Raw genomic sequence first — 15,283 nt, 5'->3', positions numbered from 1 at the left:
ACCAGCGCTTTTTTATTCAATTTAAAATTGAACGTTAATGAAGGTATTTTTATTGTAAGTCTTGTGTAATAACAGCATGAGGACCAAAACATTCATAATGAAGTTTTTCACTATTAATACCTAGTTCAATAAGTTGTTTAGCAACAGATTGCATAAAAGGTAATGGACCACAAAAATAGAAATGCATATCAGGAATAGTTAGCCAATCTTCAACTTGTTTTAATGTCATTAAGCCTTCGAATTGATAATCTTTATTTTGTACATCTTCAGTGCGTGGCGTGCGATACCATATCGCTTGTTGATAGTGTGAAAGTTGATTGCCAACTTGATTAACTTCATCTTTAAACGCATGGACACCACCATGCTCAGCCGCATGTAACCAATTAATATTAGCTTGATGAGCTGAAAGTGTGTGCAACATAGACAGCATTGGAGTTAAACCTACACCTGCTGAAATTAAGGTTACCGGTGTTGTTGGTGATATATCTAAATAGAAATCGCCCCCTGGTGCGGCAGCTTGTAAAGTGTCACCTTCTTGAATATGGTCATGAAGAAAATTCGATAAAATACCTTTCTCTTCGCGTTTTACTGCAATGCGATAGGTTTTATTATTTGATGATTGAGTTAATGAATATTGACGTATTTCTTGATTTTCAAGGCGCTCATTACGGATATAAAGGCTTAAATATTGCCCTGCTTGATAAGAAGTAACAGCAAGTCCATCTTCAGGCTCTAATTCAAAACTGGTAATGACATCACTTTGTTTTACTTTATGTTTAACTTTAAAGTTCCGTAATCCTCTCCAACCCCCGTTTGTTTGTTCTTTTTGCTGATAAATTTGTTCTTCACGATTGATAAAGACATCTGCCAATACTTGATAAGCGGCACCCCAAGCATCTAATACTTCTTGCCCAGGATTAAACATCTCATCAATTGTTGCTAATAAATTTTCGCCGACGATGGGATAGTGCTCAGGAAGAATATTTAAACTGGCATGTTTTTGTGCGATTTTCTCAACGGCAGGCAATATGGTGGCTAAATTTTCAATGTTCGCCGCATAAGCGCATATCGCATTAAATAAGGCTTCGCGTTGCGCACCACTGCTTTGATGGCTCATGGTGAAAATATCTTTCAATTCTGGATGGCGAGAGAACATTCGGTCATAAAAGTGGGCGGTTAATGCAGGGCCTGTTTTAGCAATGAGAGGGATGGTCGATTTAATTGTCGCGATAGTTTGTGCATCTAACATAATTGCTCCTGAAAAATTTTCAGTTTATTGTGAATTTTTATAAATTGTATTTAATATGCAACTTATCTCTTTTTGATTATTTTGTAAATCTCTGTTTTTATTTTTTAACAAAAAATCTCAATTCTTAGAGAATGATGCGGGGTGTTTGCAAAATAAGGCGAGATGTGCCTCAAAAAGGGGAATAAGTACAGGATAAAATGAGGTTATTAAAAAGTAATAATGTGCTGTTATAGTTGGATGGCAAACGATTGCGTATTTTTTCATTAGGGGCTATCTCAATGAAGAAAAAGAGTTTACACTGTATGCCATTCTTTCTCCCGCATGGGAGTTTGTCTTTAGTGAAGTTAGCTGAGTCAGGAGATGTGAATGTTAAAACGTGAAATGAATATTGCTGATTACGATCCAGAATTATGGAATGCAATGGAAGGTGAAGTGACTCGTCAAGAAGAGCACATCGAACTTATTGCTTCTGAAAACTATACCAGTCCTCGTGTTATGCAGGCGCAGGGATCTCAGCTGACAAATAAATATGCTGAAGGCTATCCGGGTAAACGTTACTACGGCGGTTGTGAGTATGTGGATGTTGTAGAGCAACTGGCTATCGATCGTGCAAAAGCATTATTTGGTGCAGATTATGCTAACGTACAGCCTCACTCAGGCTCTCAAGCGAATGCCGCTGTTTATATGGCATTGTTAAAACCAGGTGATACCGTTTTAGGTATGAACCTAGCACAAGGCGGTCACTTAACTCATGGTTCACCAGTTAACTTCTCTGGTAAACTGTATAACATCGTACCTTATGGTATTGATGAATCAGGTAAAATTGATTACGAAGACATCGCTGTTCAAGCTAAAAAACATCAACCAAAAATGATCATTGGCGGATTCTCTGCTTATTCTGGTATGGTCGATTGGGCTAAAATGCGCGAAATCGCAGACAGCATTGGAGCATTCTTATTTGTTGATATGGCACACGTTGCGGGTATGGTTGCAGCAGGTGTTTATCCTAACCCTGTTCCTCATGCACATGTTGTTACAACAACGACCCATAAAACCTTAGCAGGTCCACGCGGTGGTCTTATCCTTGCTAAAGGTGGCGATGAAGAGTTTTATAAAAAACTGAACTCTGCTGTATTCCCAGGCTCTCAAGGCGGCCCTTTAATGCATGTTATTGCAGGTAAAGCGGTTGCATTAAAAGAAGCTATGGAGCCAGAATTTAAAGTTTATCAGCAACAAGTTGCTAAAAACTCGAAAGCAATGGTAGAAGTTTTCTTAGATCGCGGTTATAAAGTAGTGTCTGGCGGAACTGAAAACCACCTGTTTTTATTAGATTTAGTTGATAAAGATATTACAGGTAAAGATGCAGATGCTGCACTGGGTCGTGCAAATATCACTGTTAACAAAAACAGCGTACCAAATGATCCTCGTAGCCCATTTGTAACTTCTGGTGTTCGTATCGGTTCTCCAGCGATTACACGTCGTGGTTTTAAAGAAGCGGAAGCTCGTGAATTAGCCGGTTGGATGTGTGATGTCCTTGATAATATCAATGATGAAGCGAACATTGAGAAAGTGAAACAAAAAGTCTTGGATATCTGCGCTAAATTTCCAGTTTACGCATAAGTTTGTAACGATATAATAAAACCCGTTGTACAAGCCCGCTTCGAGAACTTGTTCTTGGCGGGTTTTTTTGCATCTTAAAAATGGGGGATTGGATGGTTATTCCATCAACATTGTGGCTTGCCTTAGATTATTTTACCTATTTCTTTTCATACGGCATCTTTTTACCCTTTTGGTCCATATGGCTAAAAGGAGAGGGGGTCGATCCTGCAATGATAGGTCTGTTATTAGGTGTAGGTTTAACCGCACGTTTTGTTGGTAGCCTAATTTTAACGCCTGCGGTAAAGGATCCGTCAAAACTTATCACTGCATTAAGATTGTTTGCTTTTCTCTCATTACTTTTTACTGTTTCATTTATGATGGGTAGCCATTGGGCATGGTTATTCTTTGTGATGACAGGATTTAACGTTTTCTTTTCACCGATGGTGCCTTTAGGCGATTCTCTAGCTGGAACGTGGCAAAAACAGTTTCCTTTTGACTATGGAAAAATCCGTGTTTGGGGCTCAATTGCTTTTATTATTAGCTCATCATTGCTAGGTGTTTTAATTGATGTTTTTGGGCATCCCATTATTCTTTATGGGTTGATTGCCAGTACTCTTGCTCTATTCCTGACATCTATGCTCCGCCCTAAAGTTATGCCTCAGGGTAAAGTAAAAAAAGCAGAACACAGCAATGTGTCCTTTATGAAACTCATTTCAGATGGACCAGTTTGGCGTTTTCTGCTGTGTGTCTCTTTACTGCAAGGTGCGCACGCTGCTTATTATGGTTTTAGTGCACTTTATTGGGAAAAAGCAGGGTATGACACTGCAACAATCGGCTATCTTTGGTCATTAGGTGTGGTTTCAGAGGTGGTTGTTTTTATGTTGAGCCATCGTTTATTCCGTCGCTGGAGCGCAAGAAATCTACTCTTACTTTCCGCTTTTGCTGGGCTTCTACGTTGGGGATTAATGGGTAGTTTTACCGCATTACCCGCGCTTATTGTTGTTCAAATCTTGCATAGTGGTACGTTTACGGTGTGCCATTTAGCAGCAATGCGCTTTATTAGCGCACGTCAAGAGCACGAAATTATTCGTCTGCAAGCGGTGTATTCGGCTTTGGCGATGGGCGGAAGTATTGCGATCATGACCATTGTCTCTGGTTGGTTGTATGAAAAACTTCCTAATCAAGAGTCGTTGATCTTCTGGTTAATGGCAGCATTAACGATCCCTGCTATGTTTATCAGACCAAGAATACAACCTCAAAATACCTAATTCCTCTATTTTATAAAAATTAAGATCTGTAATGTCCCTTGATATTGCAGATCTTTTTCTTTTTGCCTTTAAAAAGCGCATTTTTTGATCAAGCGAATAATTGACCATTCTAAATATTAGATTTAGATTTAGTTCATTCAAATGAATGAATATAAAAAAGGTATTATTATGAACAATAAATCGGTGATCCCAGCCAGTTTTTCTTTACAAGAAAGAGACAGACGTTGGCAGTTAGCTAGAGATATTATGAAAGATAATCAGTTAGATACATTGATTGTCTATGGCGATAGAGAATCCGCCGCACCAGCGCCATTTTGTATTGACCACTACTTTACAAATGACCGGTTAGGGTCTGTTGTTATTTTTCATGAAGATAAAAAACCATTGATAGTCACTTTTGCACCAATGATGATCGCTGATCATATGCAGGCCAAACTACGTGGTGATTTGCAGTGGATTGATGAAGACAATCTTGTTGTAGGAAAGACAGGGTGTAATATTGCTCAATTACTGAAAGAAATGGGTGTGCAACAAAATGCACATATTGGTGTTATTGGGTTAGAGCCTTATCCTCCATTCTATTTTGATGGTGCAATGCCATTTAATACTCTAAACGGTATTAAGGATGCATTCCCTTATGCGAAATTTAGCTGTGTTTATCGTGATTTCTTTAAACGTGCATCCGTTAAAAGTGAAGAAGAACTGACACATGTAAGATATGCTGCAGCTATTGGTGAAGCAATGAGTGAAGCAATGCGCATCACAACCAGACCAGGGGCGACAGAAGCCGATCTTGCGGCCGCTATTACTGCAACTTGCCTATCCAGAGGTGGGTTTACGGCTGAAATTCTAATGGGATCAGGTTCTGAATATATCGGTTGGGGCCCTCCAGCTTGGCAATATCGCTCACAAGCTCCACGTGAAATTCAAATAGGCGACATTGTGCTATCAGAAATTTTCGCTTTATATGGAATGTATGAAACACAACACCAAGCTGCCGTTGCTGTGGGTAAAATTCATGAGAATTTAGAAAAAGCGGCTTTGGTTGCTCGTGAATGTTATGAAATAGGTGTTGAGCATTTAAAGGCTGGCATTACTTTTGGTGAAGTGGTTGATTTAATGGAAAAACCATTATTACAATCAGGGGGATGGCATGTGCATCCACTTATCCATAGCATCAATCCTTATGGACCTATTGGTTTTGGTACTGCTCCGGGTATCGAATCATTACCATTGGCGAGTCGTTATAAACAAATTGAACGATTACCAAATCCAGGTCGAGAGCTTGTATTACAAGAAGGTATGACGTTTGCGTTTGAGCCTAACTGTGGCTTTGGTCATCACTTATGTAACTTAGGTGGTACGGTTGTAGTTGGTAAAAGTAAAGGGATTGAGTTAAATTCAAACTCAACACAATTAATGCGGGCTGATTTATAAGCCTAATAATAAATATTTAATAAATATTTAATAAATAATGAAAAACACCAGTAAAACCGCAATGAGTACAGAACAGACTCAAGAAAAGTTAGTACAAGAAGGTATTAAGCTTTTTGCACTATACGGAATTAGTGGGTTGAGAACGAGACAACTTGCGCAGGATGCTGGTGTTAATCAATCAGCAATTCCTTATCATTTTGGTGGAAAACTAGGCGTTTATACCGCTGTTATTCAATATATTGCGACAGAATTAGCGTCAGAAATTCATTTTGACCAATTTGATAATAAGCTTCAGTTTTTATTAAAAGAGAATAAGTTAGATCGTGAATTACTTGCTTCTCTGATCCCTTTATTAGTCACGGGATTAACACGCGCTTTATTAGCACCTGAACGTCATTATTACAGTCAGCTGATTTTACGTGAGCAATTGGAACCGACTGAAAATTATGAGTTGATTTATCATAACTTAATTGAGCCTTTTCATTTACGGCTATCTCATCTCATCGAATTAATCGATAAAAAGAGTGATACATTGACTACTACTATTCGTGCTCATGCCGTTATTGGGCAAATACTTGGGTTTGTGATCGCGAGAAAAGCATTTTTATTACGTATTGATAAACAAGAAATGACATCGCAATTATTAGATAAAATAGCCAAAGAAATTAACCAATTATCAGTAAATGCACTATTAACGATAAATCCGTAGGCAATAAAAAAGACCATAATATTATGGTCTTTTTCTCTTATATTTTTTATTCGTATCAACGAAATTAACGTTTTAATGCGTCTGTTAATTCACTACGAATTTCAGCTAATAGTGCTCTGACAACGCGTGGGTTACCTGCAACAATATTACCTGTTTGTAGGTAGCCATGATTACCAGTAAAGTCAGAAACGATAGCACCTGCTTCACGAGCGATTAATTCGCCACCTAAGAAATCCCAAGGTTTTAAGCCAATCTCAAAGAAACCATCAACACGGCCTGCTGCAACATAAGCTAAATCTAATGCAGCTGAACCTGTGCGACGGAAATCAGCACAAGGTACAAACAGTTTGCCTAACATATTCATGTAAGCGGCCGAATGTTGTTTACTTTTGAATGGGAAACCAGTCGCAAGAACAGCACCGTCTAAATCGCGAGCATTAGAGCCACGTAGACGATAACCGTTTAATTGAGCGCCTTGACCACGAACGGCTGAGAATAATTCGTTACGCATAGGATCGTAAACAACAGCAACTTCAGTACGGCCTTTAATGCGTACAGCAATAGAAACAGAGAAGTGTGGAAGACGTTTAATGAAGTTAGTAGTGCCATCAAGTGGATCAATAACCCATTGTATGTCGTGATCTTCACCGAGTAACTCGCCACTTTCTTCCGTAATAATGGTGTGTTTTGGATAAGATTTACGGATGATTTCAATGATTGCTTGTTCTGCGTCACGGTCAACGTTAGTGACAAAATCATTGGTACCTTTCTGATTAGTTTCTACAGATTCAGGATTTTCGTAATTTTTGGCGATTAAATTACCAGCCTTACGTGCGGCACGTATGGCAATATTCAGCATCGGATGCATGGTTATCTTCCACAAGATGTTAAAGAACGGGGATAAAAAACGTGCGAGAGTATAACAGGCATTCGTGTTTCTGGCTACAATTGTGATAAAATAGATGGATCACAAAGCAATTAACAAGAAATCAATGTTAGAAAATATTCGCATCATCCTTGTAGAAACCTCGCATACAGGCAATATGGGCTCTACAGCTCGAGCTATGAAAACTATGGGATTAACCAATCTTTATTTTGTTAATCCAAAAGAAAAACCAGATTCACATTCTATTGCCCTATCAGCAGGTGCAAGTGATGTTATTGGCAATGCACATATTGTTAATAGTATCGATGAAGCGATTGAAGGCTGTGGTTTAGTCATAGGAACAAGTGCCCGTAGTCGTACACTTTCTTGGCCAATGCTTGCACCACGTGAATGTGGTGAACGTTGTGTTATGGAAGCTAAAAATAAACCTGTTGCTGTTATTTTTGGCCGTGAACGTACAGGTTTAACTAATGAAGAATTACAAAAATGTGATTTTCATCTGTATGTTCCGACTAATCCAGAATATGGTTCTTTAAATTTAGCGATGGCTGTTCAGCTTGTTAGTTATGAAATTCGTATGGCAGCACTTGCCCAAGAAGAAAAACAAGAGGAAAATAACCCATCAGAGATTGATTATCCACCAGCAGACGATATAGAACGTTTTTACGTTCACTTAGAGCAGGTGCTTAATGAATCTGGCTTTATTCGTCCTAAACATCCGGGACAAGTGATGAGCCGTTTACGCCGTCTATTTACGCGAGCACGTCCAGAAACACAAGAGCTTCATATCTTACGTGGTATCCTAACGTCAGTTGAGAAATGGGCTAAGAAATAGAGGGCAAAGTTGATTAACTTAAGTCAACTTTTGGCTGAGTATAATACTTGACTAAAACACTCGGATAAATAGTTGACTAAATTACTCGGGAATGACACAATTTGATTATTGTTCACCACGGAGTATTTGTTATGAGACTGACATCAAAAGGGCGTTACGCAGTTACTGCAATGCTTGATGTTGCATTGCATTCACAGCAAGGCCCAGTCCCCCTCGCTGATATTTCAGAGCGTCAAGGGATTTCCCTTTCTTATCTTGAGCAGCTTTTCTCACGTTTGCGCAAAAATGAATTAGTCGCAAGTGTTCGTGGTCCTGGAGGCGGTTATTTATTAGGCCGTGATGCAGGGCAAATTTTTGTTGCTCAAGTTATTTCTGCGGTTGATGAATCTGTCGATGCTACCCGTTGTCAGGGTAACAAAGAAGGTTGTCAAGGTGGCGATCGTTGCCTGACTCATACTTTGTGGCGTGATTTAAGTGATCGTATAACCAGTTTCCTAAGCAGTATCAGCCTTGAAGAGTTAGTAAATAACGAAGAGGTTATGGATGTCGCCGATCGTCAAGACAATGAAAAACGCCATGCTATTAATGGTCGTTTACAAGAAACCATTGTTAATATGCGAGTTTAACGGCGATCTCTAGGTAGGCAAAAACAAAATTATTAAAGAAGATCCGTCGTCTTTGGAGTTAGTGAGCAATGAAATTACCCATTTATCTAGATTATTCAGCAACCACTCCTGTTGATCCACGAGTTGCTGAAAAAATGATGCAATGCCTGACTATTGATGGCATTTTTGGTAACCCAGCCTCTCGTTCACACCGTTTTGGTTGGCAAGCAGAAGAAGCTATTGATATTGCACGTAATCAGATCGCTGATTTAATCGGTGCAGATCCTCGTGAGATCGTATTCACATCAGGCGCAACTGAAGCTGATAACCTCGCACTAAAAGGTGTTGCTAACTTTTACCAGAAAAAAGGTAAGCACATCATCACTTCAAAAACCGAACATAAAGCCATTTTAGACACTTGTCGTCAACTTGAGCGTGAAGGTTTTGAAGTCACTTATTTGGCACCAAAAAGTGATGGTCTGATTGACCTGAAAGAGCTTGAAGAAGCGATGCGTGAAGATACTATTTTAGTTTCTATCATGCATGTAAATAACGAAATTGGTGTTGTACAAGATATTGCTGCTATCGGTGAATTATGCCGTAGCAAAGGTATTATTTACCATGTAGACGCAACACAAAGCGTTGGTAAATTACCGATTGATCTTTCTAAGTTAAAAGTTGATTTACTTTCTCTTTCTGCGCATAAAGTTTACGGCCCTATGGGTATCGGTGCACTTTATGTTCGTCGTAAACCACGTATTCGTTTAGAAGCACAAATGCATGGTGGCGGACATGAGCGTGGTATGCGTTCAGGTACATTAGCCGTTCACCAAATTGTGGGTATGGGCGAAGCTTACCGTATTTTGAAAGAAGAAATGGCTGATGAAACTAAACGCTTAAACGAATTACGTTTACGTTTATGGAATGGCATTAAAGATATCGAAGAAGTTTATATCAACGGTTCTTTAGAACACACTGCGCCAAATATTCTTAATGTGAGCTTCAACTATGTTGAAGGTGAATCATTGATGATGGCACTGAAAGATCTTGCTGTTTCTTCAGGTTCAGCCTGTACCTCAGCAAGTTTAGAACCTTCTTATGTACTGCGTGCGTTAGGTTTAACTGATGAACTTGCACACAGTTCTATTCGCTTCTCTTTGGGTCGTTTCACCACAGAGGAAGAAATAGATTATGCAATTGAACAAATCCACAGTGCAATTGGTCGCTTACGTGATCTTTCTCCACTTTGGGATATGCATAAACAAGGTGTTGATATCAACAGTATCGAATGGTCTCACCATTAATCAGACGTTTTCAGGAGTTAAATCATGGCTTATAGCGATAAAGTAATTGATCATTATGAAAACCCTCGTAATGTGGGATCATTTGATAATAATGACCCTACTGTAGGGAGTGGTATGGTTGGCGCACCTGCTTGTGGTGACGTTATGAAACTGCAAATCAAAGTTGACGATAATGGCGTAATTGAAGATGCGCGTTTTAAAACTTATGGTTGTGGTTCAGCAATTGCATCAAGTTCACTGGTAACAGAATGGATGAAAGGCAAAACATTAGATGAAGCCGAATCTATTAAGAACACAGCAATTGCAGAAGAATTAGAATTACCACCAGTGAAAATTCACTGTTCAATTCTTGCAGAAGATGCAATAAAAGCAGCGATTGCAGACTATAAAAGCAAACGCCAAGGCAAGTAATTGTCTTTTATAATAAAAAAATAAAATATTGGCGGATGCTGAAACTTTTTTTCAGTATCCGCTTTCGTTCTTTATGAGTGAGGTGTGCCATGTCAATTTCCCTTACAGAATCCGCCGCTAATCGTGTTCGCTCTTTCCTATCTAATCGTGGAAAAGGTGAAGGTTTACGTTTAGGCGTAAGAACATCCGGTTGTTCTGGAATGGCTTATGTTCTTGAGTTTGCTGATGTCATCAATGACGAAGATACTGTTTTTGAAGACAAAGGTGTGAAAGTTATCGTTGATGGTAAAAGCATGGTCTATTTAGATGGAACAGAGCTTGATTTCGTCAAAGAAGGATTAAACGAAGGCTTTAAATTTAACAACCCAAATGTATCGAATGAGTGTGGTTGTGGTGAAAGCTTCACTGTGTAATTTGTGTTAAAAACGCAGTATTAACGTTAATTAATCCAAGAGTAGATGTATGGACTATTTCACACTATTAGGCATGCCTAATCGTTTTGATATTGATAAACAGCAACTTGCTACACGTTATCAAGATATGCAGCGTCAATATCACCCAGATCGTTTTGCAGGTCAGTCTGAAAAAGAACAGGCTCAAGCAATCTCGCTTGCTTCAACCATCAATCAGGCTTATCAGACCTTAAAAAATCCACTCTCAAGAGCTGAATACATGCTCTCATTACAGGGTATCGATATTGCTAATGAGCAACAAACGATGCACGATACTGCTTTTTTAATGGAGCAACTCACATTACGTGAAGAGCTGGATAACATCGAACACAGTGCTGAAGCCGAAAGTTTGTTAACCGACTTTTCTGCGCGTTTAGAAAAAATGTACACAGTACGCCATGATGAAATGGTCAAAACGCTAGAGGATCAAACTTGGGATGTTGCTGCAGATAATGTGAGAAAATTGCGTTTTCTCACGAAATTAAAAGAGCAAGTAGAACAACTTGAAGAACGCTTGTTTGATGGTTTTTAAGGGAAATAGTTATGTCATTATTACAAATTAGTGAACCAGGTCAAACGCCTGCACCGCATCAGCGCCGGCTCGCTGCGGGTATTGATTTAGGTACGACACACTCATTAGTTGCCACTGTACGTAGTGGGCAAGCCGAAGCGCTTTCTGACAGCGAAGGTCGCTATTTATTGCCATCTGTCGTGCAGTATCAAGTTGATAATATCAACGTTGGTTGGAATGCTAAAAAAAACGCAGAAAAAGATCCTGCTAACACGATAAGCTCAATTAAAAGAATGGTGGGTCGCTCACTGAGTGATGTGACAAGCCGTTACCCGAATCTTCCTTATCATTTTCATGAAAATGACAATGGGCTACCGCTGATCAAAACAGCGGCAGGTATTGTTGATCCTATTCAAGTCTCTTCTGATATCTTAAAAACATTAGCTGAACGTGCAACGCAATCATTAGGTGGAGAACTTGATGGTGTAGTTGTCACTGTACCTGCTTATTTCGATGATGCTCAACGTCAAGGCACAAAAGAAGCAGCCCGCCGCGCTGGTTTGCATGTTTTACGTTTATTAAACGAACCCACAGCAGCCGCTATTGCTTATGGCCTAGATTCAGGAAAAGAAGGCACCATCGTTGTTTATGACTTAGGTGGTGGTACTTTTGATATCTCCGTTCTTCGTTTAACTAAAGGTGTTTTTGAAGTCTTAGCGACTGGCGGTGATACTGCGTTAGGTGGCGATGACTTTGATATGATGCTGGTAGATTGGATAAGAGAACGTGCCGGTTTTGGACATCAGAAAGACGCTGTATTACAACGTCAATTATTGGATGTTGCATCAGAAACTAAAATTGCACTGAGTGATAACGATGTTGCAGATATCAACATTAATGGATGGAAAGGTGAGATCACTCGTGCTGAGTTTGAATCATTAATTCAATCATTAGTGAAGCGTACATTATTATCTGTTCGCCGCGCATTAAAAGACGCAGATGTCGAAATAGATGAAGTTTTAGAAGTGGTTATGGTTGGTGGTTCAACACGTGTACCATTGGTTCGTCAAATGGTTGGTGATTATTTCAAACGTGAACCTTTAACCTCTATCGATCCAGATAAAGTGGTTGCCATTGGTGCTTCAATCCAAGCTGATATTTTGGTGGGTAATAAACCTGATAGCGAAATGCTATTACTGGATGTTATTCCTCTTTCCCTTGGTCTTGAAACAATGGGGGGATTAGTTGAGAAAGTGATCCCTCGCAATACCACTATTCCTGTTGCTAGAGCACAGGAGTTTACGACATTCAAAGATGGTCAAACTGCAATGAGTGTTCACGTCGTTCAAGGTGAGCGTGAAATGGTGAGCGATTGCCGTTCTCTTGCTCGTTTTACACTGCGTGGAATTCCGCCAATGGCTGCTGGTGGCGCACATATTCGTGTCACATTCCAAGTTGATGCTGATGGCTTACTCAGTGTTAGTGCGATGGAAAAATCAACGGGTGTTGAAGCCTCAGTACAGGTCAAGCCTTCTTATGGTCTTAGTGATACTGAAATCGCTAAGATGATCCAATCTTCGATGGAAAATGCCCAAGAAGATTTACATGCTCGTCGTTTAGCTGAGCAAAAAGTCGAAGCAGCTCGTGTGTTAGAAAGTTTAACCGCAGCATTAGAAGAAGATGCTCATCTGTTAAATGAAGATGAGAAAACGGCTATCGACAAAGTTGTAGATACCTTAATAGAGAGCGTTGAAGGAACAGATCCTGTTGCTATTGAAAACGCGATTAAACTACTGGATAAGCAAACTCAGGATTTTGCAGCGCGTCGTATGGATTCATCTATTCGACAAGCGTTGGCAGGTCATTCTGTGGATGAGATATAACTATGCCTAAAATTGTATTTTTACCCCATAGCACACTGTGCCCTGAAGGTGCTGTTGTTGACGCAACAGAAGGTGAGTCTATTCTAGATGTCGCATTACGCAACGGTATCGAGATTGAACATGCTTGTGAAATGTCTTGTGCATGTACAACTTGTCACTGTGTAGTGCGCGAAGGTTTTGATTCACTCGAAGAGAGCTCTGAACTTGAAGATGACATGTTAGATAAAGCATGGGGTTTAGAGCCAGAAAGCCGCTTAAGCTGCCAAGCAAAAGTGACTGACGAAGATTTAGTTGTTGAGATCCCTAAATATTCGATTAACCACGCAAGAGAGCATTAATTTTAGGAGTAGAACATGAAATGGAGTGACACGCGTGAAATAGGGGAAGCATTATTTGATCTTTATCCTGACACTGATCCTAAAACGGTACGCTTTACTGATATGCATCAGTGGATTTGTGATTTAGAAGATTTTGATGATGATCCACAGAAATCCAATGAAAAAATTCTTGAGGCTATTTTACTTGTTTGGCTTGATGAATTTGAATAATTGACGACATCGTAAATTTAAAAGACTGGCTTATTGCCGGTCTTTTTGCATTATGACCTTTTACATTTTACCTTATCACTGATTTAAAAATAATCATAAAGTTGGTAGTAGAGATATTTTGTTATGCGATCTTCTTCGAGGAATATCATGTAAATACGAAAGATCACTGGATGATAATGGTGACCTCTTGTTTTTTGCAGTAAATTGATCACGCTAAACGCTAAATATCTGGTAGTCTGAATAGGTTAACTGCCACCAGTAATAATAAGTGAGACAATAAATGAATAAACAAATTATGCCTATCATGCTGTCAAATGAACCTGCTGCTGCATGTTGGGGTGAAAAAGCACTAATTAGCACTAGCGAAACCGGCATGACAATCCACTTAACGGAAGAAAACCGTTTAGGCGCTATTCAGCGTGGTGGACGTAAAGTTGATGGTCAAGGCATTCGTAATGTTGCACTTGTTGGCGACGGCTGGGATTTAGAACGTAGTTGGGCTTTCTGGTTAGGTTTCAGAGCACCTAAAGGCGCTCGTTCAATCGAATGGCCACAATTAAATGATGCAGATAAACACGAACTAGAATCACGTATTCGCATTGTTGATTGGGTTAGAGATACTATCAATACACCTGCTGAAGAATTAGGACCAGAACAACTAGCACAACGTACAGTGGATCTTTTCTGTGGTCTTGATAAAGAAGACATTAGCTATAAGATCACCAAAGGTGCTGATCTACGCGATCAAAACTATGCAGGGATCTATACAGTAGGTCGAGGCTCTTCCCGTGATCCTGTCTATTTAGCATTAGATTTCAATCCAACTAAAGATAGCGATGCCCCTGTATTTGCTTGTTTAGTCGGCAAAGGTATTACTTTTGACTCAGGTGGTTATAGCATCAAACCTTCATCATCCATGAACTCAATGAAAGCGGATATGGGGGGGGCAGCAACGTTAGCAGGCGCTTTAGCATTAGCGATTACTCGTGGTTTAAATAAACGTGTGAAGCTACTGCTGTGTATCGCAGATAACATGGTTAGCGGTAATGCCTTTAAATTAGGTGATATTATCCGTTACCGTAATGGTAAATCAGTTGAAATCATGAATACCGATGCTGAAGGTCGTTTAGTTTTAGCGGATGGTTTAATTGATGCAAGCAATATTGCACCAGAATTGATTATCGATGCAGCAACATTAACAGGTGCCGCTAAAGTTGCAGTAGGTAATGATTACCACTCTGTATTGAGCTTTGATGATAAATTAGCTGCAGAGTTACTGACTAGTGCTGAACAAGAAAATGAATTGTTTTGGCGTCTACCATTAGCGGATTTCCATCGTAGCCAATTACCTTCTAGCTTTGCTGATTTAAACAATATCGCTGCACCTTCTCATACAGCGGGGGCAAGTACAGCTGCTGCATTCTTATCGCACTTTGTAACTGACTACAAAAAAGGTTGGGTACATATCGATTGTTCTGCAACGTACAGAAAATCTTCTGTAGAGCAATGGGCAGCAGGCGCTACGGGTTACGGTGTACGTTCTATCGCGAATCTGTTATTAGCAAAAGCAAAATAATAAACGTTAT

The 15,283-nt window shown here is 39.6% G+C and carries 16 protein-coding genes; 14 read left to right on the top strand and 2 right to left on the bottom strand.

Going from position 1 to position 15,283, the window contains the following annotated elements:
• Positions 1 to 49 precede the first annotated feature (49 nt).
• A complete protein-coding gene (hmpA, locus tag NBG71_RS08110; protein WP_099659375.1) occupies positions 50 to 1,249 on the bottom strand; it encodes an NO-inducible flavohemoprotein in 1,200 nt (399 codons plus the stop codon).
• Between the two features lie 366 nt (positions 1,250 to 1,615).
• Here hmpA and glyA point away from each other — a divergent pair, with 366 nt between their 5' ends.
• The 4 genes from glyA to NBG71_RS08090 all read left to right on the top strand — a co-directional run bounded on the left by glyA (position 1,616) and on the right by NBG71_RS08090 (position 6,262).
• Positions 1,616 to 2,869 carry a serine hydroxymethyltransferase gene (gene glyA / locus NBG71_RS08105; RefSeq protein WP_075670466.1) on the top strand — a complete coding sequence of 418 codons (1,254 nt, stop codon included), beginning with the start codon at positions 1,616 to 1,618 and terminating at the stop codon, positions 2,867 to 2,869.
• A gap of 92 nt (positions 2,870 to 2,961) precedes the next feature.
• Positions 2,962 to 4,116, top strand: a complete 1,155-nt coding sequence (locus NBG71_RS08100; RefSeq protein ID WP_164530599.1) for a 3-phenylpropionate MFS transporter — start codon at positions 2,962 to 2,964, stop codon at positions 4,114 to 4,116.
• 168 nt (positions 4,117 to 4,284) lie between these two features.
• Positions 4,285 to 5,553, top strand: coding sequence for a M24 family metallopeptidase (locus NBG71_RS08095; protein ID WP_099659377.1), 1,269 nt, complete (start codon positions 4,285 to 4,287; stop codon positions 5,551 to 5,553).
• Positions 5,554 to 5,590: 37 nt separating this feature from the next.
• Positions 5,591 to 6,262 (top strand): CerR family C-terminal domain-containing protein, encoded by a 672-nt coding sequence (locus NBG71_RS08090; RefSeq protein ID WP_250916746.1) that lies wholly within the window; start codon positions 5,591 to 5,593, stop codon positions 6,260 to 6,262.
• Positions 6,263 to 6,326: 64 nt separating this feature from the next.
• On the opposite strand, the gene suhB is transcribed toward NBG71_RS08090, so the two are convergent.
• The gene (suhB, locus tag NBG71_RS08085; RefSeq protein ID WP_023581619.1) at positions 6,327 to 7,130 is read right to left on the bottom strand and encodes an inositol-1-monophosphatase; all 804 of its coding nucleotides are present in this window, start codon (positions 7,128 to 7,130) and stop codon (positions 6,327 to 6,329) included.
• Positions 7,131 to 7,254: 124 nt separating this feature from the next.
• Between suhB and trmJ the strand changes: the two genes are divergently transcribed.
• From trmJ to pepB, 10 genes are all read left to right on the top strand, one after another.
• Positions 7,255 to 7,983 carry a tRNA (cytosine(32)/uridine(32)-2'-O)-methyltransferase TrmJ gene (trmJ, locus tag NBG71_RS08080; protein WP_075670474.1) on the top strand — a complete coding sequence of 243 codons (729 nt, stop codon included), beginning with the start codon at positions 7,255 to 7,257 and terminating at the stop codon, positions 7,981 to 7,983.
• A 131-nt stretch (positions 7,984 to 8,114) separates the two neighbouring features.
• Complete coding sequence (gene iscR / locus NBG71_RS08075) at positions 8,115 to 8,609, top strand: Fe-S cluster assembly transcriptional regulator IscR (RefSeq protein ID WP_006533450.1); 495 nt, start codon at positions 8,115 to 8,117, stop codon at positions 8,607 to 8,609.
• A 68-nt stretch (positions 8,610 to 8,677) separates the two neighbouring features.
• Positions 8,678 to 9,892, top strand: a complete 1,215-nt coding sequence (locus tag NBG71_RS08070; RefSeq protein WP_072063243.1) for an IscS subfamily cysteine desulfurase — start codon at positions 8,678 to 8,680, stop codon at positions 9,890 to 9,892.
• A 24-nt stretch (positions 9,893 to 9,916) separates the two neighbouring features.
• Entirely contained in the window at positions 9,917 to 10,303 is a 387-nt protein-coding gene (iscU, locus tag NBG71_RS08065; protein WP_023581622.1) for a Fe-S cluster assembly scaffold IscU, read from the top strand.
• Between the two features lie 89 nt (positions 10,304 to 10,392).
• Positions 10,393 to 10,716 (top strand): iron-sulfur cluster assembly protein IscA, encoded by a 324-nt coding sequence (gene iscA / locus NBG71_RS08060; RefSeq protein ID WP_006533446.1) that lies wholly within the window; start codon positions 10,393 to 10,395, stop codon positions 10,714 to 10,716.
• A 49-nt stretch (positions 10,717 to 10,765) separates the two neighbouring features.
• A complete protein-coding gene (gene hscB, locus NBG71_RS08055; protein ID WP_075670476.1) occupies positions 10,766 to 11,287 on the top strand; it encodes a co-chaperone HscB in 522 nt (173 codons plus the stop codon).
• A gap of 11 nt (positions 11,288 to 11,298) precedes the next feature.
• Complete coding sequence (gene hscA / locus NBG71_RS08050) at positions 11,299 to 13,149, top strand: Fe-S protein assembly chaperone HscA (RefSeq protein ID WP_075670478.1); 1,851 nt, start codon at positions 11,299 to 11,301, stop codon at positions 13,147 to 13,149.
• A gap of 2 nt (positions 13,150 to 13,151) precedes the next feature.
• Complete coding sequence (gene fdx, locus NBG71_RS08045; RefSeq protein WP_006533442.1) at positions 13,152 to 13,487, top strand: ISC system 2Fe-2S type ferredoxin; 336 nt, start codon at positions 13,152 to 13,154, stop codon at positions 13,485 to 13,487.
• 15 nt (positions 13,488 to 13,502) lie between these two features.
• Entirely contained in the window at positions 13,503 to 13,697 is a 195-nt protein-coding gene (iscX, locus tag NBG71_RS08040) for a Fe-S cluster assembly protein IscX (protein WP_006533441.1), read from the top strand.
• 280 nt (positions 13,698 to 13,977) lie between these two features.
• Positions 13,978 to 15,273, top strand: coding sequence for an aminopeptidase PepB (gene pepB, locus NBG71_RS08035; RefSeq protein ID WP_075670480.1), 1,296 nt, complete (start codon positions 13,978 to 13,980; stop codon positions 15,271 to 15,273).
• The last annotated feature ends 10 nt before the right edge of the window (positions 15,274 to 15,283 follow it).

Source organism: Proteus sp. FZP2095, from assembly GCF_023701425.1.
Lineage (GTDB): Bacteria > Pseudomonadota > Gammaproteobacteria > Enterobacterales > Enterobacteriaceae > Proteus > Proteus cibarius.
This window is presented reverse-complemented; position numbering and strand designations above follow the sequence as displayed.